Here is a 23,044-nt window from a genome sequence, read left to right on the forward strand (position 1 = left end):
TCGAACCCGCCCTGCCCTTGGCGGCCAGGGGGCGGCGGCATTATGCGGCTTGGCCATGGCGCGCATGGCCCTCGCGACGAGATGACGGAACGGTGGCATGAATCGTCGCCGCGCGGCGCCGGACGTATGCTTGGCCGCATGGACGACGCCCAGCTGCTGCGCTACTCGCGGCACATCCTGCTCGACGAGATCGGCATCGAAGGCCAGCAACGCCTGCTGCAATCGCATGCGCTGGTGATCGGTGCCGGCGGCCTGGGCTCGCCGGTGGCGCTGTACCTGGGCACCGCCGGCGTCGGCCGCATCACGCTGGTCGACCACGACACCGTGGACCTGACGAACCTGCAGCGGCAGATCGCGCACAACCTGGCACGCGTCGGCCAGCCCAAGGCCGAATCGGCGCGCGAGGCGATTGCGGCGATCAACCCGGACGTACAGGTGCTGCCGGTGCTGCAACGCGCCGACGCGCAGTGGCTCGACACGGCGGTGGCCGGCGCCGACGTGGTGCTCGACTGCAGCGACAACTTCCGCACCCGCCAGGCGGTGAATGCCGCGTGCGTGGCGCATGGCAGGCCGCTGGTGTCGGGTGCGGCCATCGGCTTCGACGGCCAGCTCTCGGTGTATGACACGCGCCAGCCCGCAGCGCCCTGCTATGCCTGCCTGTTCCCGCCCGAGGCCACGGTGGCCGACGCGCAATGCGCGACCATGGGCGTGTTCGCGCCGCTGGTGGGCATCATCGGCACGATGCAGGCAGCCGAGGCGCTGAAGCTGCTGGCCGGCATCGGCCAGTCGCTGGCCGGCCGCCTGCAGATGCTGGATGCGCGGACGATGGAATGGAGCGAGATCCGCCTCGCGCGCCAGGCCGACTGCCCGGTGTGCGCGGCGCGGCGCGTACGCGTGGGCTGAACCGGCGGCCTGAATCAGGCGCCCAGCGCTTCGGCCAGCGCCAGCAGATCCGCGACGGTGTGATGCGGCGCGCGCTGCGGCTGCGCCGCGCTGTCGGCGCGCCGCACCCAGGCCGCACGCAGGCCGGCCTGCAGCGCGCCGTCGATGTCCAGCGCCACGTCGTCGCCGATGTGCAGCACCTGGTCCGGCGTCGCGCCCAGGCGCTCGCAGGCCGCATGGAAGATCGCCGGCTCCGGCTTGCCGATGCCGAACTCGCGCGCACTGAGCGAGCCCGCGAAGTAGCGCCCCAGGCCCACCCGCTGCACATCGGCATTGCCGTTGCTCAGCGCCAGGATCGGCCAGCGTGCGGCCAGCCGGTCCAGCGCCGGCAGCACGTCGGCATACAGCTCGACCTGCTGGCGCGCGGCGAAGAAGACCTCGAAGGCGGCATCGGCCAGCGCCGGGTCTTCGCCCTGCTGTTGCAGCGCCAGGCGGATCGATTCGCGCCGGATGCGCGACAGGTCGTGCTGCCATTCGGGATGCGCGCGCTCGACCTCGTTGCGCAGCGTGCGCAAGGTGCGCGTGTCGTGCACCGCAGCGGTGGCCGGTGCATGCTGGTGCAACCATTGCCACAGCAGGCTTTCCGCGCGCTCGATCGCCGGCCACACCGGCCACAGCGTGTCGTCCAGGTCCAGGGTCAGGGCCATCAGGGTCATGGGTGCGCATGCTAGCGGGGCCGCGACCGGCGGCCGGACCCGCCCGCATTTGGCCTTAAGCTGCGCGGGATGGACACGCCACAAGTCAACCTGACCGCCCGCAACTTTCCCAGTGCCGAGCAGGAAGCCCATGCCCTGCGCGAGCCCGGCCGCTATGCCGGGCCGGGCTCCAGCTACCGGCTGGCCTTCACCGACACCGACTTCCTGCTGCGCGAGGAACTGCGCCCGGTGCGCATGCAGCTCGAGTTGCTGAAGCCCGAGCTGGTGCAGGCCGAGCAGGGCATCGAATCGACGATCGTGATCTTCGGCAGCGCCCGCGTGCTGCCGCCGGAAGTGGCCGGCCAGCGGCTCGAGCAGGCGCGCGCGCACGGCGACGCGGCCGCGATCGCGCGCGCCGAGACCGCGCTGGCGATGAGCCAGTTCTACGACGAAGCGCGCCGCTTCGCCGCGCTGGTGACCGAGCGCTCGCGCACGCTGGACACGCCGATCTACGTGGTCACCGGCGGCGGCCCTGGCATCATGGAAGCCGGCAACCGCGGTGCCTTCGACGTCGGCGGCAAGAGCATCGGCCTGAACATCGTGCTGCCGCACGAACAGGAGCCCAACGCCTACATCACGCCGGAGCTGTGCTTCCAGTTCCACTACTTCGCGCTGCGCAAGATGCATTTCGTGATGCGCAGCATCGCGCTGGTGTGCTTCCCCGGCGGCTTCGGCACGCTGGACGAGCTGTTCGAGACCATGACGCTGATCCAGACCGGCAAGAGCCGGCGCCGGCCGATCCTGCTGTTCGGCCGCGCGTTCTGGGAGAAGCTGATCAACTTCCAGCACCTGGTCGACACCGGCATGATCAGCCCCGGCGACGTGAACCTGTTCCACTTCGTCGAGAGCGCCGAGGACGCCTGGGCCCGCCTGGCCGCCTACTACGGATTCGACGCCGCGCCCACCGAGACCGGCGAGTTCGCCGACGACATCTGAACCCTGCCTGACGCCATGACCCACCCGCACGTCAGCCTGATCGGGGCGCCCACCGACATCGGCGCCGGCAGCCGCGGCGCGAGCATGGGACCCGAAGCCCTGCGCGTGGCCAACATCCAGACCATCCTCGAAGGCCACGGCCTCGAGGTGGTGGACCGCGGCAACCTCAACGGCCCGGCCAACCCCTGGCTGCCGCCGGTGCAGGGCTACCGCCACCTCGATGAAGTGGTGGCCTGGAACCGCCTGGTGCACGACGCGGTGTACGCCGAGCTGCAGGCCGGCCGCCTGCCCATCCTGCTGGGCGGCGACCATTGCCTGGGCCTGGGCTCGATCAGCGCGGTGGCACGCCATTGCCGTGCGGTGGGCAGGAAGCTGCGCGTGCTGTGGCTCGACGCGCATGCCGACTTCAACACCAACGAGCTCACGCCCAGCGGCAACATCCACGGCATGCCGGTGGCCTGCCTGTGCGGGCTGGGCCCGCAGGCGCTGATCGAGATCGGCGGCCAGGTGCCGGCCATCAACCCGAAGTGGATCCGCCAGATCGGCATCCGCTCGGTCGATGCCGGCGAGAAACGCCTGGTGCACCAGATGGGCCTGGAGGTGTTCGACATGCGCTACATCGACGAGATGGGCATGCGCCACGCGATGGAGCTGGCGCTGGCCACGCTGGACGCCAACACCCACCTGCACGTCAGCTTCGACGTCGACTTCCTCGACCCCGACGTGGCGCCCGGCGTCGGCACCACGGTGCGCGGCGGCCCGACCTACCGCGAAGCGCAGCTGTGCATGGAGATGATCGCCGACAGCGGCGCGATGGGCTCGCTTGACGTGATGGAGCTGAACCCGGCGCTGGACGTGCGCAACGCCACCGCGCAGGTGGCGGTGGACCTGATCGAGAGCCTGTTCGGCAAGAGCACGCTGATGCGCGCTCAGGCGGCGCGTTAGCCCGCCCGCGCCGCGCGGCCCGCCCCCCTGCCGCCCATGCCTGCCGAGCCCCTGCCCGACCTGACCGCCGCCCTGGCCGAGGCCGCCGCGCTGGGCGCCGAGCGGGCGTGGACCGCGCCGTCGGCCCAGACCATTGCCGAGGCGCGGCGCCTGTTGGCGCTGCTGGTCGGCCAGCCGCGCGCGCCGCAGCTGCAGGTGGAGCCCGATGGCACCATCCTGCTCGAATGGGACGTGCCCGAACGCGGCTGGCTGCAACTGGCCGTGCACGGCCGCGGCGAGATCACCCACGGCGCGGTGATCGATGGCGACGAGTACACCCAGGCCGAGGCCTTCGACCGCACGCTGCCGCCCTGGGCGGCCGAGCTCCTGCGCAGGCTCATGCCCCCAGGTCACTGAAGGTCCGCACGATGAACCGATTCGCATCCCTGCTGTTCGCGCTGCTCGCGTTGCTGGCCGGCGCCAGCCCCGCCGCCGAGCTCCCGCTGGCGCAGATCCAGCTGCCACCCGGCTTCACCATCGAGTTGCTGGCCCGCGTGCCGAACGCGCGGCAGATGGCCTGGGGCGATGCGCGGCCCGACGGCGGCCAGGTGCTGTACGTCGGTTCGATGCAGGAAGGCAAGGTGCACGCGCTGGAGCTCGATGCCCAGGGCCAGGCCGGCGCGCTGCATGTGGTCGCCAGTGGCCTGACCCGCCCGGTGGGGGTGGCCTACCGCGACGGCAGCCTGTATGTCTCGGCCGTGAGCCGCATCCTGCGCTACGACAACATCGGCGCGCGGCTGGCCCGGCCGCCGGCGCCGGTGGTGCTGCGCGACGACCTGCCCAAGGAAGCCCACCATGGCTGGAAGTTCATCGCCTTCGGCCCGGATGGCTGGCTGTACGTGCCGGTGGGTGCGCCGTGCAACATCTGCGAGCCCGACCCCGATCGCTACGCGACCATCCTGCGCATGGCCGCCGACGGCTCGAAGCTCGAAACCTTCGCGCGCGGCGTACGCAACACGGTCGGCTTCGACTGGCATCCGCAGAGCAAGACGCTCTGGTTCACCGACAACGGCCGCGACATGCTGGGCGACGACCTGCCGCCCGACGAGCTGAACCATGCACCGCGCGCGGGCCTGCACTTCGGCTACCCGTACTGCCATGGCGGCACGCTGGCCGACCCCGAATTCGGCGCGAAGCGCCCCTGCAGCGAGTTCACGCCGCCGGTGCAGGCGCTGGGGCCGCACGTGGCATCGCTCGGCCTGCGCTTCTACACCGGCACGCAGTTCCCGCCCGCCTACCGCGGCCAGGTGTTCATTGCCGAGCATGGTTCGTGGAACCGCTCGCGCCGCATCGGCTACCGCATCAGCGTGGTCACGCTGCAGGGCGACAAGGCGGTGTCCTACGCGCCGTTTGCCAGCGGCTGGCTGCAGGGCGAGAACGTCTGGGGCCGGCCGGCCGACGTGCTGGTGGCGCCCGACGGTTCGCTGCTGGTCTCCGACGACCACGCCGGTGCGATCTACCGCATCCGCTACGCGGCGCCGGCTGGCCGCTGATCTTTGGCATTAGGCGGCATGCGCCTGTGCCGCCCCGCCCTGCAGCCGCGCCAGCACATGCCGGCCCATGGCCTGCGCCAGCTCGCGTTCGCCGACGAACACGGTGCCCAGGCCATCGCGCTCGATCAGCTCGGCCTCCTGCGCGTTGTGGCTGCGCACGATCACCTCGATCTGCGGGTTCAGCCCCCGCGCGGTGTCGACCATCTGCCGCACCAGCAGGGTCTGCGGCGTCGCGATCACCAGCATGCGGGCGTCGGCGATATGGGCCTGCACCAGCGTCTCGGGCACCGCGGCATCGCCGAACACCGCGGCCTGGCCCTCGGCGCGCAACTGTTCCACCAGCTCGCGGTTCTCGTCGGCCACCACGAAGGGCAGGCCCTGCTCGCGCAGCAGCTGCGCGATGCGCCGGCCCACGCGGCCGTAGCCGACCAGCACCACCTGGTGGGCCAGGTAGCGGCGGTCGGTGTCCTGCGGCAGCTCGGCCAGCGGGTCGTCGCGCTGTTCCAGCTTGCGCGCCAGCGGCGAACGCGCGCGCAGCCAGCGCTGCAGCGGCTCGATGGCCGAGAACACCAGCGGGTTGATCGCGATCGAGATCAGCGCGCCGGCCAGGATCAGGCTCTGCCCCTGCGGCGACAGCAGTCCCAGCGACACGCCCAGCCCGGCCAGGATGAACGAGAACTCGCCGATCTGCGCCAGGCTGGCCGACACCGCCAGCGCGGTGTTCAGCGGGTAGCCCAGCCCCAGCACCAGCAGCGCCGCGGCGATCGACTTGCCGAGCACGATGATCAGCACCACGCCCAGCACCTGCAGCGGCTGCTGCAGCAGGATGGCCGGATCGAACAGCATGCCCACCGAGACGAAGAACAGCACCGCGAAGGCATCGCGCAGCGGCAGCGTTTCCTCGGCCGCGCGGTGGCTGAACTCGGACTCGCGCAGCACCATGCCGGCGAAGAAGGCCCCCAGCGCGAACGACACGCCGAACAGCTTGGCCGAGCCGTAGGCGATGGTGATGGCCGCCATCACCACGCACAAGGTGAACAGCTCGCGCGAGCCGGTGCGGGTGACCTGCCACAGCAGCCACGGAAAGAAGCGGCGGCCCAGCAGCAGCATCAGCGCCACGAAGGCGGCCACCGCCAGCAGGGTCTTGCCGAGCGAGAGCCACAGCGCACCGCCCGCGACCGGCCCTTGCCCCGCTGGCGCCCCCGTCGGCGCCGCGCCCAGCATCTGGCCAATCGGCGGCAGCAGCACCAGCACCAGCACCATCGCCAGGTCTTCCACCACGAGCCAGCCCACGGCGATGCGGCCGTTGGGCGTCTCCAGCAGGTGCTGCGCTTCCAGCGCCTTCAGCAGCACCACGGTGCTGGCCACCGACAGCGCCAGCCCGAACACCAGCGCGCCGGGCAGGGCCCAGCCCCAGTACAAGGCCGCGCCGGCGCCCAGCGCGGTGGCGAACACCATCTGCACCACCGCGCCGGGCAGCGCGATGCGCCGCACCGCCAGCAGGTCCTGCAGCGAGAAGTGCAGGCCGACGCCGAACATCAGCAGCATGATGCCGATCTCGGCAATCTCGCTGGCCAGCTTGACATCGGCCACGAAGCCCGGCGTGGCCGGACCGATCAGGATGCCCGCGACCAGGTAGCCCACCAAGGCCGGCAGCTTCAGTTTCACCGCGACCAGGCCGAGCACGAAAGCCAGGCCGAAGCCGGCGGCCAGCGTGGTGATCAGGGGTACGGCGTGGTCCATCGGCGCAGTGTAAAGGTCGATGACAGGTTTCCGACAGCGGTTGTCACGTATTGCTTGCAGCCGCTCGTTTTGAGCATTACTTTCCCCCTGTCCAACGGGAGTCCCGCATGAGCACCGACACCACCGCCCCCCCGAGCTTCGGCTGGCCCTGGCCCCTGAACTGGCCGATGCCGCAGATCAGTTTCGGCCCCGACCGGCTGACGCAGCCGATCAACCCGGGCTGGACCTTCGGCAACCTGATCGTCAACCAGCAGAACTCCAGCGCGCCCGAGGTCGAGCAGAGCGTCGTCAGCCGCCACAGCTATGGTCGCCAGATCGGCCGCCTGATGGAGGCCGTGGCCGCGCTGGGCGAAGCGCTGCCGAAAACGGCGAACGATCCGCGCATCCAGGACTTCCGCGCGCTGGCCGCCGAGGTGGCGCAGATCAAGCAGGCTTCGGCCACGCAGCGCCTGGACCGCCTGCGCGCCGAACTGCAGGCGCTGAAGGCGCAGGACCCACAGGCCTGGAAGGACCTGACGACCGCGCTGCGCTGAGACGCCGGGCGCAGCCTCAGGTCGTGCGGAACACCGGCGCCGGCGTCGTCGGCGCCTCGCCCATGCGGGTGCGGAACAGCAGCTCGTCGGTCATGCGCAGGCGCCGGCTCATCTCGCGCGCCAGGTTCATCTGGATCAGCGCGAACTGTTCGAGGTCCTTCTCGAACAGCCGCAGCAGGTGCGCCGAGGTCAGCTCGATCGCGGTGCAGTCGTCCACCGCCTGCACCGAGGCGCTGCGCGGGAACAGGTCCACCAGCCCCATCTCGCCAAAGCAATCGCCACTCTCGAAGTGGCGCAGCAGCATCTCGCGCCCTTCCCAGCGCTTGGTCACCGCCACGCGGCCGGCCTCCAGCACGTACATCGATTGCGCGGTGTCGCCTTCGCGGAAGAAGTACTGGCCCGCCTGCATGAACACCGAGGTGGCCGGCTCCAGCAAGTATTCGAGCGCGTCCTCGCGGATGGCGCCGAAGATCGGCATCTGCTGCAGCAATTCGATGCGGACGGTGTGCATCGCGGGCTCCTGCGCACCACGCCGTGGCGCGCAAAACCAGTGTACGGCGCGGCGCCCCGCGGTGAAGCCCCCGGGCGGGTGCCGGAAGTCACTCGGCCACGCCCCGACTCGCGCTAGAGGGGTACGCCGCCGAAGCTGCCCGACAGCATCTCCACCAGCTGGATCGCACCGGGGCGGACGGCAATCCACTTCGCGGCGACGCCCTTGCCCGGCAGCATCCAGACCAGCGTGTAGGTCGAAGGCGAGGTGGCGTCGACGATGCGCAGGCGGCAGGTGTCGAAGCTGCGCCCTTGGACTGCGATGGTTTCGCGCGCCTCGAACGTCGTCATCGTCTGCACCGGCGCGTCGCTCGGCGGCTGTCCTGCGGGCACCAGCGGCGTCACCGTCTTGATGGCTGACACTGTGACGCTCTGCCCGATGCCCAGGCTTCGCTCAGGGTGCGGCATCAAGGGCTGGTAGACCTGCCGCGCAGTCGATTGCCCCGCAGGACCGCTGGATTCGACGATGCTGCCCGCCGACAGATAGTGCCCGCCGTCGAGCCTCACCTCATAGCGCGTCGAGCGGTTCGTCGCCGTCTGCGTCTGGCCATTGACCTGCCGCGTGTAGGTCATCAGCTCGGTGATCTGGCGCACGTTCTGTCCCTCGAAGACCGTCATGCCTTCCGTGACCGTGTCGTCGACAAGCTCGTCGTCGGCATAACCGCTGCGCCGGTAGCGAATCGTGATGTGGAAGCCGTCCGGGTGATCGTTCCACTGCGCGTCGGCGCACGCATACAAGGGACCGCTGGCCAGCGGATTCGACCCCACGCACCGCCCCGGCGCCACCTGGCAGGCGAAGGCCGATAGCGGCCCAAGGCCCTGGATACGGTTCGCCGTGAAGTCCCCCAGCGCATAGACCCCGCCATCGTCGGCGACGCCGAGGTAGTTGCCGGTGCCCGGGTAGTGGCGCAGCGTGTAGTGCACGCCAGCGTCGACCCACGGGAAACTCACCGAACCGGCCGGAAACAGGGTGGGATAGTGGCCTTGTGCCCAATCGAACAACTGGTCGGGCGTGATCGTCACAGCCGGCATCGCCAACGCGCAGTAGCCCAGCAGCGGCAGCGCCGGCAGGCGGTGGATTCGATGCGAAGAAGGCATCGACCTATTCTGCCTGCGGCGATCCGCCTACCCGGCGTGTGCAGCGCGAGTTAGAGTCGGCCAGCGGCAACCGGAGACAACCACATGCCGACGACAACAACAGCAGCAAGCGCCCCGGCCGGCGGCACCCCGCAGCCGCTGGACCCCGTGATCCAGCTGATCACCAGCCGGCTCCCGCCCGAGCAGCACGAGACGCTCGCGGCCTTCACCCGCCAGTACTACGGGCAGGTCGACCCCGAGGACATGGCCGAGCATGAGGCCGGCGATCTCTACGGCGCGGCCTTGTCGCACTGGCACTTCGCGCGCAAGCGCGAGCCCGGCCAGGTGAAGGTGCGGGTGTTCAACCCGACCCTGGCCGAGCATGGCTGGCAGTCGACGCACACGGTCGTCGAGATCGTCAACGACGACATGCCCTTCCTCGTCGACTCGGTGACGATGGAAGTCAACCGCCACGGGCTGACGCTGCACCTGATCGTCCACCCGATCCTCGGCGTGCAGCGCGATGCCGACGGCACGCTGCAGCAGCCCGAGGGCCCGCTGCGCGAATCCTTCATCCATGTGGAGGTCGACCGCGTGCCGGAGGCCGCGAGGCTCGAGGCGCTGGCCGCCGACCTGACCCGCGTGCTGGGCGACGTGCGCCTGGCGGTGACCGACTGGCCGGCGATGCGTCAGCAGGCACTGGCAATCGTCGAGCGGCTGGACAAGCACCCGCCGCCGCTGCCGCCGCAGGAGCTGGCCGAGGGCCAGGCCTTCCTGCGCTGGCTGGTCGACAATCACTTCACCTTCCTCGGCCACCGCAGCCACGCGCTGGCCAGCGTCGATGGCGAAGACCGGCTCAGCGTGATTCCGGGCACCAGCCTGGGCATCCTGCGCGAGGTGAAGTCGCTGGATGCGATTCCGGCCTTCTCGGCCCTACCGCCCGAAGTACGCGCGTATGCGCGCCGGCCCGAGCTGCTGGTGGTGACCAAGTCCACCGCGCGCTGCACCGTGCACCGGCCGGGCTACCTGGACTACATCGCCGTCAAGCGCTTCGACGAGAACGGCCAGGTCAGCGGGGAAGACCGCTTCCTCGGCCTCTTCACCTCCACCGCCTACAGCGCCAACCCGGCCGAGATTCCGCTGCTGCGGCGCAAGGTGGCCGACGTGGTGGCGCGCGCCGGCCTGGCGCCGGGCAGCCATGCCGGCAAGGCGCTGATCAACATCCTCGACACCTACCCGCGCGACGAGCTGTTCCAGACCAGCACCGACGAGCTGCTGCACACCGCCACCGGCATCCTGCACCTGGGCGAGCGGCAACGCTTCCGGCTGTTCCTGCGGCGCGACCCCTTCGAGCGCTTCATCGCCTGCCTGATCTTCGCGCCGCGCGAGAACTACACCACCGAGCTGCGGCAGAAGTGGCAGGCCATCCTGCTGCGCGCCTTCAACGGCATCAGCTCGGAGTTCAACGTCAGCCTGTCCGAATCGGCACTGGCGCGCATCCACATCACCGTGCGCACCGAGCCCGGCAAGATCGCCAGCTACGACGTGCGCGAGATCGAGGCCAGCCTGATCGCCGCGGCACGGCGCTGGGACGACGACCTCAAGGCCGCGCTGGTCGACAACGCCGGCGAGGCGCGCGGCGTCGCGCTGCTGCGCCAGTACGGCGGTGCCTTCCCGGCCGGCTATCGAGAGGAATTCGCGGCCCGCGCCGCGGTGCCCGACATCCTGCTGATGGCCGGCCTGAGCCCGGCGCAGCCGGTGGCGATGCGCCTGTACCGCCCGCTCGAAGCCGCCCCCGGCACGCTGCGCTTCAAGCTGCTGCACCTGGGTCGGCCGCTCACTTTGTCGGTCAGCCTGCCGATGCTCGAACACCTGGGCATGAAGGTGCTGGACGAGCATCCGTACCGCGTCACGCCCCAGGGCGATGCCGCGCCGGTGTGGATCCACGACTTCGGGCTGCAGCTGGCCGATGGCCTGGCCGGTGCGGCGGGCGAAGTCGAGGTCGACGCGCTGCACGCGGTGTTCGAGGAAGCCTTCGGCGCGGTGCTGCGCGGCGATGTCGAGAACGACGACTTCAACCGCCTGGTCGTGGCCGCACGACTGCCGGCTGCGCAGGTGGTGGTGCTGCGCGCCTACGCCAAGTACATGCGGCAGATCGGCTTCGCGCTGTCGCAGGCCTTCATCGAGACCACGCTGGTGGCGCATGCGGCCATCGCGCGCCAGCTGGTCGAGCTGTTCGTCGCCCGCTTCGACCCCGCCGGCGGGGCCGAGGCCGACACCCGCGCGGCCGCGCTGCAGCAGGCCATCGAGGCCGCGCTGGAGCAGGTGGACAACCTGTCCGAAGACCGCGTGCTGCGCCAGTACCTCGGCCTGATCCTGGCCACCACGCGCACCAACTTCTGGCGCCGCCGCAGCTACCTCTCGTTCAAGTTCGACTCGGCCCAGGTGCCCGGCCTGCCGGCGCCCAAGCCGATGTTCGAGATCTTCGTCTACGCCACCCGCTTCGAAGGCGTGCACCTGCGCGGCGGCCGGGTCGCACGCGGCGGCCTGCGCTGGTCCGACCGGCCGGAGGATTTCCGCACCGAGGTGCTGGGCCTGGTGAAGGCGCAGATGGTGAAGAACACCGTCATCGTGCCGGTGGGCAGCAAGGGTGGCTTCGTGCTCAAGCGCGCGCCCGCGGCAGGCGACCGCGAGGCCTTCATGAAGGAAGGCGTGGCCTGCTACCAGGACTACCTGCGCGGCCTGCTCGACATCACCGACAACCTGCGCAATGGCGCGGTGGTGCCGCCGCCTGACGTGCGCCGCCACGACGGCGACGACCCCTACCTGGTGGTGGCGGCCGACAAGGGCACCGCCACCTTCAGCGACTACGCCAACGCCATCAGCCACGAGTACGGCCACTGGCTGGGCGACGCCTTCGCCTCCGGCGGCTCGATCGGCTACGACCACAAGGCGATGGGCATCACCGCCCGCGGCGCCTGGGAATCGGTGAAGCGCCATTTCCGCGAGATGGGCGTCGACACGCAGAGCCAGGACTTCACGGTCGCCGGCATCGGCGACATGTCCGGCGACGTGTTCGGCAACGGCATGCTGCTGTCGCGCCACATCCGCCTGGTGGCCGCCTTCGACCACCGCCACATCTTCCTCGACCCCGCGCCCGATGCGGCGCGCAGCTTCACCGAACGCGAGCGGCTGTTCAAGCTGCCGCGCTCCTCGTGGGCCGACTACGACGCGAGCCTCATCTCCGCCGGCGGCGGCATCCATGCGCGCAGCGCCAAGTCCATCGCGCTGACGCCGCAGGTGCAGGCGCTGCTGCAGGTGCAGGTCGAGGCGATGACGCCGACCGAGCTGGTCAACGCCATCCTGAAGGCGCCGGTCGACCTGATCTACAACGGCGGCATCGGCACCTACGTGAAGGCCAGCGACGAGACGCATGCGCAGGTGGGCGACCGCGCCAACGACGGCCTGCGCGTCAACGGCAGCGAGCTGCGCTGCAAGGTCTTCGCCGAAGGCGGCAACCTCGGCTGCACGCAGCGCGGGCGCATCGAGTACGCGCTGGCCGGCGGCCGCATCAACACCGATGCGATCGACAACTCCGCGGGCGTCGACACCTCCGACCACGAGGTCAACATCAAGATCCTGCTGGGCCTGGCGGTGGCCGAGGGCGAGCTCACCGAGAAGCAGCGCAACAGCCTGCTGCCGACGATGACCGACGACGTGGCCGCGCTGGTGCTGCGCGACAACGTCTTCCAGACCCAGGTGCTCTCGCTGATGGGCCGCGTGGCGCCGCAGCTGCTGGACGCGCAGACCCGCTTCATGCAGATGCTGGAGAAGGCCGGCCGGCTGAACCGCGCCATCGAATACCTGCCCGACGACGACACGCTGGCCGAACGCCGCCAGCGCGGCGCCGGCCTGACCCGGCCCGAACTGGCGGTGCTGCTGGCCTACGCCAAGATGTGGCTGTACGACGAGCTGCTGCACTCGGCCCTGCCGGACGATCCCTGGGTGGCCACGGCCTTGGAGCGTTACTTCCCGCCACTGCTGAAGGAAAAGTTCGGCGCCTGGATGCCGCGCCACCCGCTCAAGCGCGAGATCATCGCCACCCACGTCACCAACAGCGCGCTGAACCGCGTGGGCGCCACCTTCGTGCACCGGCTGTGCGAAACCACCGGCGCGCGGCCGCACGAGATCGTGCGCGCCTACCTGATCAGCCGCGAGGTCTTCGGCATCGTGCCGCTGTGGCTGGCCATCGAGGCGCTGGACAACCAGGTCGACGATGCGGTGCAGGCGCAGATGCTGATCGACATCACGCTGCACCTGGAGCGCGGCACCAAGTGGTTCCTGCGCTCGCGCCGGCTGGCCGAGGACATGGGCACGACCATCGCGCACTTCCAGCCCGGCGTGCAGGCCTTGTCGAACAGCCTCTCGGCGCTGCTGGAGCCCGAGGAACGCAGCCGCGAACAGGCCGCGCTGGCCGCCTACCAGTCGCGCGGCGTGCCGCTCGAGACCGCGCAGCGCGTCGTGCAATTGCATCCGTTGTACGCGGCCCTGGACATCGTCGAGGTCGCCGCGCAGGCCCAGCGCAGCGCCGAGACGGTGGCCGCGGTGCACTTCGAACTCTCCAGCCGCCTGGGCCTGCCCTGGCTGCGCGACCGCATCGGCGAACTGCCGGCCGACCAGCACTGGCGCCTGCTGGCCCGCGGCGCGATGGCCGACGACCTGAGCAGCCTGCAGCGCAGCATCACCAGCGCCGTGTTCGCCGGCGCGCCGGCCAGTGCCGACGCCGCGACGCTGGTGGCCGGTTGGGCCGCGCAGAACCAGCGCGCGCTGGACCGCGCGGCGCAACTGGTGGGCGAACTGCGGGCGGTGCCGAAGCCGGATGTGGCGATGCTGTCGGTGGCGTTGCGGGAGTTGCGGGCGTTGGGGTGACGGGCACTGTCGTCGCGGCGCCGTCCACGGCCGGCCCGCTGTGGCGTCAGCTTAGACCTTAGGCGCCCGACAGCAATCTCGTGCGTCGCGGAAACGCCTTCGCGAGCTTGCCATCGGCCGTCACCAGCGGCAGATCCAGGAACTCGGCAAGCGCGACGTACTCGCAGTCGTAGGCCGAGCACTTGCTTGCCTTGCTCAGGCGAAGGACGTCGGTCGTTTCCACTTCGTACTCCTCGGCCCCCAGCAACTCCGCGGCGCGCTGAAAGATGAGCGCCGCGTCAGCCACCTCCATCTGATCGACCCGCAGATAGTTTGCGAGGATGTTCCGAAGTTCGCTGCGCCAAAGCCGCGGCGCAACCCAATTCGGATCTTCTTCCAGCAACTGCTCGGCAGCGTCGGTGAATTTGCCCGGGATCAAGAGGTAAGCCAGAACGTTGACGTCAACGACGATCACGCCCGCCCCTCGCGTTTTGCTCGATCGATCACATCGTGGTCAAAGGCGATCTTGGACAGGCGGCTTCTTGTCGCCCGAATGGCCGCCAGTTGCTCGGCGGCAGACCGCCTGGGGAGCACCTGCGCCTCCAGGCGAGCAATGATCTCGCTGTTGAGGCTGCGGTGGTTCACGCTGGCCGAGATCTTCAGGCGTTCGTACACCTCATCCGGTACGCCCTTGAGGGTCAGGTTGGTGGGCACTGGATCGCTCCGGCTACTGCAATGACACCATTATGGTTCCTTTTCGCATCCGCCGCGATTGGCGAGTGTCACGCGCGCACGGACCGGTTGAACACCCGCACGTAGTTGCCTCCCGCGATCTTGCGGATCTCCGCGGCGGTGAAGCCGCGCCTGCGCATGGCCTGCACCACCTTCGGAAAGTCCGCATAGTCCTCCCACACGCCGGGCAGTGCACCAAAGCCCGAGTTGTCCGTGCCCATGCCCACATGGTCTGCGCCCACGATGTCGGCCGCGTGGGCCAGGCCGTCGGCCCATTGGTCGATCGTCTTGTAGGCCAGCGGTGCGCCCCAGATGCCCACCACGCCACCGGTCTGCGCCACCAGCTTGGCGTGTGCGGACGAGACCAGCCGCGTGAAGCGCTGCATGCGGTCATCCCGCTTCGCGATGGCGGTATGGGACAGCAGCAGCGGTGTCTTGCACACCTGCGCCGCCGCCTCCACGAACGCCATCGACGCGTGGGCCACGTCCACCACCAGCCCGAGTCGATTGCATTCGGCGATCGCCTCCTTGCCCAAGGCCGTGAGACCGCCCTGCGTGGCAGGTTCGGTCTGGTTGTCGCCCATCTCGCTGACGAAGAAGTGCACGACCTGCAGCTGCCGCACGCCGCGTGCGAACACCTCCCCGATCCGTTCCAGCCGGCCTTCCAGAAACTGGCTGCCTTCGATGGCCTGCACGATGGCGGGTGCCCTGTCGGCATGCAGGGCCTCGAGGTCGCCCCGCTTCAGCGCCCTGCGCAGGCCCTGGGCCTGCACCAGCGCATCGACCCAGGCCAGCCGCTTCTTCGTGTGGTTCCACAGTTCTCCCGGATGGGGGCTGCGGACCGTCACGACCTTGCCGTCGGGCTCCCGCCGGATCACGGGCACATCGGCGGAGTGGCACAGGCACACGGCCGTCATGCCACCGCTGCGCAGGCGCGCCGCCAGGTCGTAGGTCGGCGCGGGCCGGCCATTGACCCCGGCGGCATGCGAGTGCATGTCGACCGCGATCAGGCTCTCGACCAGTGCGGCGGTCTCCGCGTCGGTTTGCAGCGCGTCATTGTTCCGAGCCGCGCCCTCGGCCTCGCCAGCCAGCCACCCGAGGGTGGCCCCGGTAGCCAGCGCACCACTTCTGGCGAGCCCGCGCAGCACGCTTCGGCGGGTTGGGTCGCAATGCTCGGCGCAGGAAGACATCATGGGCAGGCAGCCAGTGCTTGGTGCCATGAGACTGCTGGCTGAGCCCGTCGTCAAGGTCACCGTGCACGCGTGACCGAAGGCAGGATTGAATCGATGCACACGCGGCTGGACCGTTCGCCCGGCGGGCGCCTGGGCGCTACGTGATCAGCCGCGGGTACATCCGCCCGCCGATCAGCACCAGCACGGCCAGCGCGCCTGCCAGCACCGCGAAGTCCAGCGCCAGCGCGAACGTGCCGGCGTGCAGGCCCAACATCATCGCGCGCAGGCCGTCCACCAGGTAGGTCAGCGGATTGGCGCGGGCGATGGCCTTGAGCCAGTCCGGCATGATCGACGTCGGGTAGATCGCGTTGCTCGCGAAGAACAGCGGCATCGTCAGCACCTGGCCTATGCCCATGAAGCGCTCGCGCGTCTTCACGATGCAGGCGATGATGAGCGAGAAGGTCGAGAACAGCCCCGCACCCAGCAGGATCAGCGCCACCGAGCCCAACAGCGCGGGCAGGCTCCAGGCCAGGTGGACACCCAAGGCCACCGCAATCGCATAGACGATCAGCGCCTGCACCAGCGCCCGCAGGCCCGAAGCCAGGGCCTTGCCCAGCACCAGCGCCGTGCGCGGTGCCGGGCTGGCGAGGAACTTGTGCACGATGCCGAGGTCGCGCTCCCAGATCACCGAGATGCCGTTGAAGATGGCGACGAAGAGCACGCTCTGCGCCAGGATGCCGGGCGCCAGGAACGCCAGGTAGTCGATCCCGCCGGTGGGGATGCCGCGGCCCTGCGCGAAGACCTGCCCGAACACCATCAGCCACAGCAGCGGCTGGATCGCACGCGTCAGCAGCTCGCTCGGATCGTGGCGCAGCTTGCGCATGTCCATGTCGGCGATCGCGCCGACCTTCGACAGGTACTGCCCGGCCCGGCGCAGCATGGTGTCGGTCATCAGGCCAGCCGCCGGCTGGTGCGCCGCTCGGCCGAGGTCTCGGCGTAGGCGTCCACCGCTTCCTGCGCTGCGCCGGTGTAGTGGGCGAACAGCTGGTCCAGCGTCGCCGCGGGCAGGCCGCTGGCGGCGCGCAACTCGTCCAGCCGGCCGCAGGCCACCAGCGCGCCGGCGCGCAGGATGCCGAAGCGGCCGCACAGCGCCTCGGCCTCGTCCATGTAGTGGGTGGTCATGAAGATGGTGGTGTCGAAGCGCTCGCGCAGGCGGCGGATGTGCTGCCACACCGTCTCGCGCGCCACGGGATCGAGGCCCACCGTGGGTTCGTCGAGGAACAGCAGGCGCGGGCGATGCAGCATCGACTGCGCGATCTCCAGCCGGCGGATCATGCCGCCCGAGTAGGTGGCCACCAGCCGGTGCGCCGCGTCGTCCAGGCCCATGAAGGCCAGCGCCTCCTCGATGCGCTGGGTTCGCACCGCGCGCGGCAGCTCGTACAGGCGTGCGAACACCAGCAGGTTCTCGTAGCCGGTGAGCTCGCCGTCGGCCGACAGCGCCTGCGGCACATAGCCCACCAGCGCGCGCACGCGCGTGGCCTGGCTGCGGATGTCGAAGCCCTCGATGCGCGCGCTGCCCGAGCTGGGGGGCAGCAGCGTGGTCAGCATCTTGATCAGCGTGCTCTTGCCGGCACCGTTGCGCCCGAGCAGCCCGAACACCTCGCCACGCGCGACCGACAGGCTCACCCGGTCGACGACCGTGTGCGGGCCGAAGCGGCGGGTCAGCGCGTCCGCGCTCAGCACGATCGGCGGGTCGTCGTCCGGCATGACCGGATGCTCGCCGCTCGCGGCGCGCCGGGCTTGATCGAGCGCAAGCCGGCGCCTGCTCAAGGCCTTGTCACGTGGCCGCCCTTCTTCGAGCGTGCGGCCTGAGAAAGCGCAAGGCGGAGTGCCGGTGCGGCGCATCCAATGGCCGCCATGGCAACCCTCGTGCAAGGCGATCGATGAAGCGCATCGCCCTTTTCCTGGTGACCAACCTGGCGGTGATGGTGATGCTGGGCAGCGTCATCCGCCTGCTGGGCGCCGACCGGTACCTGACGCAGCAGGGGCTGGACCTGCCGACGCTGCTGGTGTTCTCGCTCATCGTCGGCTTCAGCGGGTCCATCGTCTCGCTGCTGATCTCCAAGCCGATGGCGCGCTGGACCACTGGCGCACGGGTGATCACGGCGCCGGCGAACCCGACCGAGCGCTGGCTGCTGGACACCGTGGCCGCGCTCGCGCAGCGCGCTGGCGTGCGCAGCCCCGAGGTGGCTGTCTACGAAGGCGAGCCCAACGCCTTTGCCACCGGGGCCTTCCGCAACAGCGCGCTGGTGGCCGTGTCCACCGGCCTGCTGCAGGCGATGCCGCGCGACGAGATCGAGGCCGTGCTGGGCCATGAGCTGGGGCATGTCGCCAACGGCGACATGGTGACGCTGACCCTGGTGCAGGGCGTCGTGAACACCTTCGTCGTGTTCCTGGCGCGCGTGGTGGGCCTGGCGGTCGACCGCACGCTGTTCCGCTCGAACGACGAGCGCCGGCTGGGACCCGGCTACTACCTCACCGTGTTCGTCTGCGAGATCGTGTTCGGCCTGCTGGCGTCGATGATCGTGATGGCTTTCTCGCGCCACCGCGAGTTCCGGGCCGACCGGCAATCGGCGCGCCTGCTGGGCTCGCCGCAGCCGATGATCGGCGCGCTGAACCGGCTGGCGGGCGTGGCGGCCGGCGCGCTGCCCACATCGCTGCGCGCGATGGGCATCACCGGAACACCGGCGTGGATGGCGCTCTTTGCCAGCCACCCGTCGATCGAGCGCCGCATCGCCGCGCTGCGCGCGGCGGGCTGAGCGCAGGCGGCGCACCGAGGCCCGGCCGATGGCACGCGTTCCCGCTCCGGCCCCTCCGCGCCACCGTCGCGAGGCGCTGCCCTGGCATGCGCCCAAGGCCACGCTGGACGAACCCGACGCGCCGGCGCGGGTGCGGGCCGTCATCGAAGACCCGAGCTACCGCGAGGCCGACCGCGACCTGGACTTCCTGCAGTCTGCCGACAACCGCGGTGCGCGCCTGCAGCTCGACTACCTGAAGGCCGAGTCGGCGCTGCAGCGCCATGGCGTGCGCGACACGATCGTCGTGTTCGGCAGCACCCGCATCCCCGAGCCGGCCGCGGCAGCGCGCCAGCTCGCCGCGCTGCAGCGGCAGGCCGCCCACAGCCCCGACGATGCCGGCCTGCAGCGCCGGCTGGCCACGGCGCACCGGCTGGTGGACAAGAGCCGGCATTACGAGGTCGCGCGCGACTTCGGCAGGCTCGCCGCGAGCACCCCGGACCCCGTCAGCGGCCAGCGGCTGGTCGTGATGACCGGCGGTGGCCCCGGCATCATGGAAGCGGCCAATCGCGGCGCCCATGACGCCGGCCAGCCCTCGATCGGGCTGAACATCGCGCTGCCGCACGAGCAGTACCCGAACCCCTACGTGACGCCGGGGCTGTGCTTCCAGTTCCACTACTTCGCGATGCGCAAGCTGCACTTCCTGCTGCGGGCCCGCGCGCTGGTGGCCTTTCCCGGCGGATTCGGCACCTTCGACGAACTCTTCGAGACCCTGACCCTGGTGCAGACGCGCAAGATCGAGCCGGTGCCGATCGTGCTGGTGGGCCAGGCCTACTGGCGGCGTGCCTTCGACATCGACTTCCTCATCGATGAGGGCACCATCGATCCCGAGGACCGCGAGCTCTTCTGGTACGCCGAGACGGCGCAGGAAATCTGGGACGACATCGCGCAGTGGTACCGCCAGTCCGGGCGATCACCCACCGGCGGTGCCGGCGCATCGCCCGACTAGTGCTTCTGCAGCTTGGCCTCGTCCTCGTGCATGTGGTGCAGGAAGTAGCGGATGAAATACGCGGCCATGCCGATGATGATGCCCAGGGTGGCCAGGCTCATCAGGCCGACGTCACTGCTGAAGAGTTCCTTCAGGGCTTGCATGTTCACTCCACGCGACGGTACAGGCCTTCATTGAACGGCGCGAAAGGGGCCTGCGTCACTGACCTGGCGCAATGCCCAGCGCTTTGAGCCGCCGGTACAGCGTGCGCACGCTGATGCCCAGTTCGCGCGCCAGCGCCTCGCGCGAGCCCTGGTGCCGGCGCAGCGCGGCGGCCAGCACCGCCGCGTCGGCGGCGGCCCGCGCCGGCGGCGCCAGGGTCCTGGCCGGCCGGCGGCCGATGCCCAGCGCCTGCTCGATGGCGGCGGCGCCGATGCGCGTGCCGTCGGTCAGCAAGGCCGCGCGTTCGAGCACGTTGCGCAGTTCGCGCACGTTGCCCGGAAAGCCGTGCCGGGCCAGCCGCGCCAATGCCGCCGGCTCCAGCGCCAGCCGGCGCTGCGGCGCCACGCGGCTGAGCAGCGCGGCCGCCAGCAGCGGCAGGTCCTGCGGCCGCTCGCGCAGCGGCGGCAGCTCGATCGGGAAAGTGCTCAGCCGGTAGTACAGGTCTTCGCGGAAGCGGCCTTCGTCGATCAGCGCCAGCAGGTCGCGGTGCGTGGCCGATACCAGCCGCACGTCGGCCCGGCGCAGGTCGGTGCCGCCCACGCGGCGGAAGGTACCGCTTTCCAGCAGGCGCAGCAGCTTCACCTGCATCGGCAGCGGGATGTCGCCCACCTCGTCCAGGAACAGCGTGCCGCCGCTGGCGGCTTCCACCAGGCCGGGCTTGGCGCTCTGCGCGCCGGTGAAGGCGCCCTTCTCGTGGCCGAACAGCTCGCTCTCGAACAAGGTCTCGGGCAGGCTCGCGCAATCCACCACCACCAGCGGCCGCGCCGCGCGTGGGCTGGCGTCGTGCACCGCGCGCGCCACCAGTTCCTTGCCGGTGCCCGATTCGCCCAGCAGCAGCACGCTGGCTTCAGAAGGCCCGACGCGCGCCACCAGCCCCAGCATGGCCTGGAACGCCGGCGAGCGGCCGATCAGGCCCTGCGCCGCCGGCTCCCCCTGGGCCACGCGCAGGGCCTCCATCTTCTCGATGAAGTAGGCCTGCGCACCGTCCGCGTCGTGCAGTGGCACGAGCTCGATGTTGACGTAGGCCTCGCCCTGCGGCGTGTGGTGCAGGTGCAGCACGCGCTCGCGCTGGCCGCTCTGGCGCGCACGGGCCAGCGGGCAGCTTTCGCCGGCCTGGTCGCAGGGCACGGTGAAGTGGTGCGAGACCTCGTAGCAGGTGCGGCCCACCACCGAGCCCTGCGGACCGAACTCCCCGCGGTAGGCCGCGTTGGCGGCCAGGATGCGGTACCGGCTGTCGAACAGGATGTGCGGCTCCGGCAGCCCTTCCAGGTAGGACACCAGTTCGGGCAGCAGGCGGCTCGGGGCGGCGGGAAGGCGTTTTGGCGGCGGCGAGGCCATGGCGGGACGGTGGGGTGTGCGCAGGCGGGACACCGCGATTCTGCCGCCGGCTGCCAAGGACTGCCAGTCACGGCCAGATTGGCAGCACCACTGGCAGTACCGGCGCCGGCCCGCTCCCGGCCTGCGCAGGCAAGGCATTGATCCGTCACGGGTTTTTCAATTGGCCAGGCTGGCACGACACTTGTATAAGCAGGCCCATGACCGACCGCCTGCTGATGCGCCACCTGGCCGTGGCCGTGCTGCTGAAAGTGCTGGTGCTGGCCCTGCTGTGGTGGCTGTTCGTGCGCGACGGCCGCGTCACGGTGGACGGCCCTGCCGCCGCGCAGCACCTGGCCGCGCCGGCGCCGGCCGCCCCGACAACTTCCGGAGCCCGCTGATGATTCCTGAATCGCTGGTCGACCTGTCGCGCCTGCAGTTCGCCGCGACGGCGATGTACCACTTCCTGTTCGTGCCGCTGACGCTGGGCATGGTCTGGCTGCTGGTGATCATGGAGTCGGTCTACGTGATGACCGGCAAAGTGGTGTGGAAGGACATGACCCGCTTCTGGGGCAAGCTCTTCGGCATCAACTTCGCGCTGGGCGTCACCACCGGCATCACGCTGGAGTTCCAGTTCGGCACCAACTGGGCCTACTACTCGCACTACGTCGGCGACATCTTCGGCGCGCCGCTGGCCATCGAGGGCCTGATGGCCTTCTTCCTCGAAAGCACCTTCATCGGCCTGTTCTTCTTCGGCTGGGACCGGCTGTCCAAGACCCAGCACCTGATGGTGACGGCGCTGATGGCCATCGGCACCAACCTCTCGGCGCTGTGGATCCTGATCGCCAACGGCTGGATGCAGAACCCGGTGGGGGCCGCGTTCAACTGGCAGACGATGCGCATGGAGATGGTCGACTTCTGGGCCGTGGTGTTCAACCCCGATGCGCAGGCCAAGTTCGTGCACACGGTCTCGGCCGGCTACGTCACCGGCGCGATGTTCGTGCTGTCGGTCTCCAGCTGGTACCTGTTGAAGGGCCGCGACGTCGAGTTCGCCAAGCGCAGCTTCCGCGTCGCCGCCGCCTTCGGCCTGGCCAGCGCCTGCTCGGTGATCGTGCTGGGCGACGAGAGCGGCTACACCGTCGGCGAGGCGCAGCAGACCAAGATGGCGGCGCTGGAGGCGATGTGGCACACCGAACCCGCGCCGGCCGGCCTGAAGCTGATCGCCGGCATCGACGAGGCCGGGCAGCGCAACCGCTGGGAACTCGAGGTGCCGTGGGTGATGGGCCTGATCGGCACGCGCTCGGTGAGCAGGACGATTCCCGGCATCCACGACATCAAGGTCCGCAACCGCGAGCGCATCGTCAACGGCATCACCGCGGTCACCGCGCTCGAAACGCTGCGCCGCCACCGCGACGACGGCGCGGCGCTGCAGACCCTGCAGCGCACGCAGGGCGACCTCGGCTTCGGGCTGCTGCTGAAGAAGTACACCACCGACGTGCGCCAGGCCACGCCCGAGATGATCGAGCGCGCGGTGAACGACACCGTGCCGCGGGTGACACCGATGTTCTGGAGCTTCCGCGCGATGGTGGGCCTGGGTTTCGCGATGCTGGCGCTGTTCGCGCTGGCGTTCTGGAGCACGCTGAAGGCGCAATGCACGGCGCGGCCCTGGCTGCTGCGCTGGGCGCTGCTGATGCTGCCGGCGCCGTGGATCGCCAGCGAGCTGGGCTGGTTCGTCGCCGAATACGGCCGCCAGCCCTGGACCATCTACGGCGTGCTGCCCACGCACCTGAGCGTGTCCACGCTCAGCGTCGAGAGCCTGTACGGCTCGCTGGCCGGTTTCGTCGGCTTCTACACCGTGCTGCTGGTGGTCGAGGTCTACCTGATGCAGAAGTTCGCGCGCCAGGGCCCGGGATCGCTGGGCACCGGCCGCTATGCGCTGGAAGCGGCACACGCCTGAGGAC

22 protein-coding genes are annotated in these 23,044 nt (G+C 70.1%); 11 read left to right on the plus strand and 11 right to left on the minus strand.

Going from position 1 to position 23,044, the window contains the following annotated elements; genetic code table 11:
• Window positions 1-138 precede the first annotated feature (138 nt).
• Window positions 139-903 carry a HesA/MoeB/ThiF family protein gene (locus ACILR4_RS15540; RefSeq protein ID WP_395701759.1) on the plus strand — a complete coding sequence of 255 codons (765 nt, stop codon included), beginning with the start codon at window positions 139-141 and terminating at the stop codon, window positions 901-903.
• A gap of 14 nt (window positions 904-917) precedes the next feature.
• Here the strand turns inward: ACILR4_RS15540 and ACILR4_RS15545 are convergent, their stop codons facing one another.
• The gene (locus tag ACILR4_RS15545) at window positions 918-1,598 is read right to left on the minus strand and encodes an HAD family hydrolase (protein ID WP_395701760.1); all 681 of its coding nucleotides are present in this window, start codon (window positions 1,596-1,598) and stop codon (window positions 918-920) included.
• 69 nt (window positions 1,599-1,667) lie between these two features.
• Here ACILR4_RS15545 and ACILR4_RS15550 point away from each other — a divergent pair, with 69 nt between their 5' ends.
• From ACILR4_RS15550 to ACILR4_RS15565, 4 genes are read left to right on the plus strand one after another with little or no spacing between them, the layout of a single operon-like run.
• Entirely contained in the window at window positions 1,668-2,573 is a 906-nt protein-coding gene (locus ACILR4_RS15550) for a TIGR00730 family Rossman fold protein (RefSeq protein ID WP_395701761.1), read from the plus strand.
• A 15-nt stretch (window positions 2,574-2,588) separates the two neighbouring features.
• On the plus strand, window positions 2,589-3,518 hold the full coding sequence (gene rocF, locus ACILR4_RS15555) for an arginase (RefSeq protein ID WP_395701762.1): 930 nt from the start codon (window positions 2,589-2,591) through the stop codon (window positions 3,516-3,518).
• Between the two features lie 36 nt (window positions 3,519-3,554).
• The gene (locus ACILR4_RS15560) at window positions 3,555-3,914 is read left to right on the plus strand and encodes a hypothetical protein (RefSeq protein WP_395701763.1); all 360 of its coding nucleotides are present in this window, start codon (window positions 3,555-3,557) and stop codon (window positions 3,912-3,914) included.
• A gap of 11 nt (window positions 3,915-3,925) precedes the next feature.
• Window positions 3,926-5,050, plus strand: coding sequence for a PQQ-dependent sugar dehydrogenase (locus tag ACILR4_RS15565; RefSeq protein ID WP_395701764.1), 1,125 nt, complete (start codon window positions 3,926-3,928; stop codon window positions 5,048-5,050).
• Between the two features lie 9 nt (window positions 5,051-5,059).
• On the opposite strand, the gene ybaL is transcribed toward ACILR4_RS15565, so the two are convergent.
• Window positions 5,060-6,793 (minus strand): YbaL family putative K(+) efflux transporter, encoded by a 1,734-nt coding sequence (gene ybaL, locus ACILR4_RS15570; RefSeq protein ID WP_395701765.1) that lies wholly within the window; start codon window positions 6,791-6,793, stop codon window positions 5,060-5,062.
• Between the two features lie 107 nt (window positions 6,794-6,900).
• On the opposite strand from ybaL, the gene ACILR4_RS15575 reads away from it, so the two are divergent.
• Window positions 6,901-7,326 carry a hypothetical protein gene (locus ACILR4_RS15575; RefSeq protein ID WP_395701766.1) on the plus strand — a complete coding sequence of 142 codons (426 nt, stop codon included), beginning with the start codon at window positions 6,901-6,903 and terminating at the stop codon, window positions 7,324-7,326.
• Window positions 7,327-7,342: 16 nt separating this feature from the next.
• Here ACILR4_RS15575 and ACILR4_RS15580 read toward each other — a convergent pair whose 3' ends face one another.
• Window positions 7,343-7,837, minus strand: coding sequence for a Crp/Fnr family transcriptional regulator (locus tag ACILR4_RS15580; protein ID WP_395701767.1), 495 nt, complete (start codon window positions 7,835-7,837; stop codon window positions 7,343-7,345).
• Window positions 7,838-7,950: 113 nt separating this feature from the next.
• Window positions 7,951-8,973: a hypothetical protein gene (locus ACILR4_RS15585; RefSeq protein WP_395701768.1), complete on the minus strand. Its 1,023-nt coding sequence runs from the start codon at window positions 8,971-8,973 to the stop codon at window positions 7,951-7,953.
• 84 nt (window positions 8,974-9,057) lie between these two features.
• On the opposite strand from ACILR4_RS15585, the gene ACILR4_RS15590 reads away from it, so the two are divergent.
• Entirely contained in the window at window positions 9,058-13,881 is a 4,824-nt protein-coding gene (locus ACILR4_RS15590) for an NAD-glutamate dehydrogenase (protein ID WP_395701769.1), read from the plus strand.
• Between the two features lie 58 nt (window positions 13,882-13,939).
• Here ACILR4_RS15590 and ACILR4_RS15595 read toward each other — a convergent pair whose 3' ends face one another.
• The 5 genes from ACILR4_RS15595 to ACILR4_RS15615 all read right to left on the minus strand — a co-directional run bounded on the left by ACILR4_RS15595 (window position 13,940) and on the right by ACILR4_RS15615 (window position 17,531).
• Window positions 13,940-14,335, minus strand: a complete 396-nt coding sequence (locus tag ACILR4_RS15595) for a type II toxin-antitoxin system VapC family toxin (RefSeq protein ID WP_395701770.1) — start codon at window positions 14,333-14,335, stop codon at window positions 13,940-13,942.
• Entirely contained in the window at window positions 14,332-14,574 is a 243-nt protein-coding gene (locus ACILR4_RS15600) for a FitA-like ribbon-helix-helix domain-containing protein (protein WP_395701771.1), read from the minus strand. Before ACILR4_RS15600 ends, ACILR4_RS15595 begins: the two co-directional genes overlap by 4 nt.
• Before the next feature lie 68 nt (window positions 14,575-14,642).
• Entirely contained in the window at window positions 14,643-15,782 is a 1,140-nt protein-coding gene (locus ACILR4_RS15605; protein ID WP_395701772.1) for a dipeptidase, read from the minus strand.
• Window positions 15,783-15,921: 139 nt separating this feature from the next.
• Window positions 15,922-16,716: an ABC transporter permease gene (locus ACILR4_RS15610; protein ID WP_395701773.1), complete on the minus strand. Its 795-nt coding sequence runs from the start codon at window positions 16,714-16,716 to the stop codon at window positions 15,922-15,924.
• Window positions 16,716-17,531, minus strand: coding sequence for an ABC transporter ATP-binding protein (locus ACILR4_RS15615; protein ID WP_395701774.1), 816 nt, complete (start codon window positions 17,529-17,531; stop codon window positions 16,716-16,718). The genes ACILR4_RS15610 and ACILR4_RS15615 overlap by 1 nt, the downstream gene beginning before the upstream one ends.
• 176 nt (window positions 17,532-17,707) lie before the next feature.
• On the opposite strand from ACILR4_RS15615, the gene htpX reads away from it, so the two are divergent.
• Window positions 17,708-18,583, plus strand: coding sequence for a protease HtpX (gene htpX, locus ACILR4_RS15620; RefSeq protein ID WP_395701775.1), 876 nt, complete (start codon window positions 17,708-17,710; stop codon window positions 18,581-18,583).
• Between the two features lie 28 nt (window positions 18,584-18,611).
• Window positions 18,612-19,568, plus strand: a complete 957-nt coding sequence (locus ACILR4_RS15625) for a TIGR00730 family Rossman fold protein (RefSeq protein ID WP_395701776.1) — start codon at window positions 18,612-18,614, stop codon at window positions 19,566-19,568.
• Here the strand turns inward: ACILR4_RS15625 and ACILR4_RS15630 are convergent.
• Both ACILR4_RS15630 and ACILR4_RS15635 read right to left on the minus strand, forming a co-directional pair.
• A complete protein-coding gene (locus tag ACILR4_RS15630) occupies window positions 19,565-19,711 on the minus strand; it encodes a DUF3149 domain-containing protein (protein WP_395701777.1) in 147 nt (48 codons plus the stop codon). The two genes, ACILR4_RS15625 and ACILR4_RS15630, sit on opposite strands and share 4 nt — an antisense overlap.
• 55 nt (window positions 19,712-19,766) lie before the next feature.
• A complete protein-coding gene (locus ACILR4_RS15635; RefSeq protein WP_395701778.1) occupies window positions 19,767-21,107 on the minus strand; it encodes a sigma-54 interaction domain-containing protein in 1,341 nt (446 codons plus the stop codon).
• A gap of 197 nt (window positions 21,108-21,304) precedes the next feature.
• Between ACILR4_RS15635 and cydP the strand changes: the two genes are divergently transcribed.
• Entirely contained in the window at window positions 21,305-21,484 is a 180-nt protein-coding gene (gene cydP / locus ACILR4_RS15640; protein WP_395701779.1) for a cytochrome oxidase putative small subunit CydP, read from the plus strand.
• Complete coding sequence (locus ACILR4_RS15645; protein ID WP_395701780.1) at window positions 21,484-23,040, plus strand: cytochrome ubiquinol oxidase subunit I; 1,557 nt, start codon at window positions 21,484-21,486, stop codon at window positions 23,038-23,040. Before cydP ends, ACILR4_RS15645 begins: the two co-directional genes overlap by 1 nt.
• The last annotated feature ends 4 nt before the right edge of the window (window positions 23,041-23,044 follow it).

Origin of the sequence: Aquabacterium sp. (genome assembly GCF_044226965.1) — a bacterium.
Lineage (GTDB): Bacteria > Pseudomonadota > Gammaproteobacteria > Burkholderiales > Burkholderiaceae_C > Pseudaquabacterium.